The sequence below is a fragment of the Streptomyces sp. NPDC127084 genome (assembly GCF_042724175.1).
GTDB lineage: Bacteria > Actinomycetota > Actinomycetes > Streptomycetales > Streptomycetaceae > Streptomyces.
On the sequence record NZ_JBHXFA010000376.1, the window covers coordinates 1 to 1,337 of the forward strand.

Below are 1,337 nucleotides of genomic sequence, written 5' to 3' on the forward strand. Positions count from 1 at the left end.
ATCCAGGAGTGCGCGCCGTTGACCGTGGAGCCGAGCGGGGTGAGCACCAGGAGGATGCCGAGCACCGAGGCGCCGTACAGGAAGGGGACGATGACGCGCAGGGTGCGGTGGCCGACCCAGACGACGGCGATCATCAGGGCGATGCCGATGCCGGTGTTCATCAGGTGCCGGATCAGGAAGTAGTACTGGTCGCCCTGGTTGATCTCGGTGCGGTTGCGGGTCGCCGAGTAGACCAGCAGCGAGCCGATCAGGGACAGGCCGATCGCGGAGAGCAGTATCGGCCAGTCCAGCCGGCGGGCCAGCGAGTCACGGGAGAAGACCCGGGTCCAGCCGGCCCGGTCGGGCCCGTATCCGGAGACGGAGAAGCTGTTGCCGGTCATGTGAGCATCCTCCGGTTTCCCCTTCTGCGCGGGCGCCTGCGGGTGTTGCTGTTGGTGGTGGACGGCGAGGGCGCGACGGCCGGCTGCTGGGTGTCGTCCGCGGCCGTGACCCCGCCCTGGGTCGCCTGCTCCTGCTGCTTCTCCAGCTCCTTGGCCGGGTCGGCGGTGATCTTCGGGGAGGCGATCGTGCCGTCGGCGCGGACCTTCGGGAGGCTCTTCTGCGGGGTGGGCAGCAGCGCCTTCTTCTTGTCGATGGAGCCGTCGGCCTGGACGCCGTACATCGCGTTGTAGATGTTGCGCACGGCCTCACCGGAGGCGCCCGAACCGGTACCGGCCTGGGCGATCGTCATGACGACCGTGTAGTCCTTGGTGTACGTCGCGAACCACGAGGTCGTCTGCTTGCCGTAGACCTCGGCCGTACCCGTCTTGGCGTGCAGCTCGATCTTGTCCTGCGGCCAGCCCTGGAACTTCCAGGCGGCGGTACCGCTGGTGACCACGCCCGCGAGGGCCTTGTCGATGCCCTTGTGCGTGGCCGCGCTGATCGGCAGCTTGGCCTTGACCTTGGGCTTGATCTCCGTGACGGTCTTGCCGTCGGCGCTGACGATCGCCTTGCCGATGGTCGGGACGTACTCGGTGCCGCCGTTGGCGAGCGCGCCGTAGATCATGGCCTCCTGGATCGGCGTGACGAGGGTGTCGCCCTGGCCGATGGAGTAGTTGATCGAGTCGCCCTCGCGCATCTTGTTGCCTTCGAGGCAGTTCTCGTACGCGATCTGCTGGACGTACGTGCCGCCCTTCTTGCCGGTCTTGCACCAGTAGGCCTTGTTGGCCTCCCAGGTCTCCTGCTTCCACTTGCGGTCCGGGATGCGGCCGGTCACCTCGTTCGGGAGGTCGACGCCGGTGGTCTTGCCGAGGCCGAACTGGTGGGCCGCCTTGTAGAAGTAGTCCTTGGGCTCACCC

The 1,337-nt window shown here is 67.4% G+C and carries 2 protein-coding genes; both read right to left on the reverse strand.

All coding sequences use genetic code 11. The features are described from left to right. On the reverse strand, window positions 1-380 hold a 380-nt coding region (locus ACFWI9_RS34345), incomplete at its 3' end, for an FtsW/RodA/SpoVE family cell cycle protein (protein ID WP_387169236.1). Continuing rightward, a partial coding sequence (locus tag ACFWI9_RS34350) for a penicillin-binding transpeptidase domain-containing protein (protein ID WP_387169238.1) occupies window positions 377-1,337 on the reverse strand: 961 nt, incomplete at its 5' end. The genes ACFWI9_RS34350 and ACFWI9_RS34345, both read right to left, overlap by 4 nt.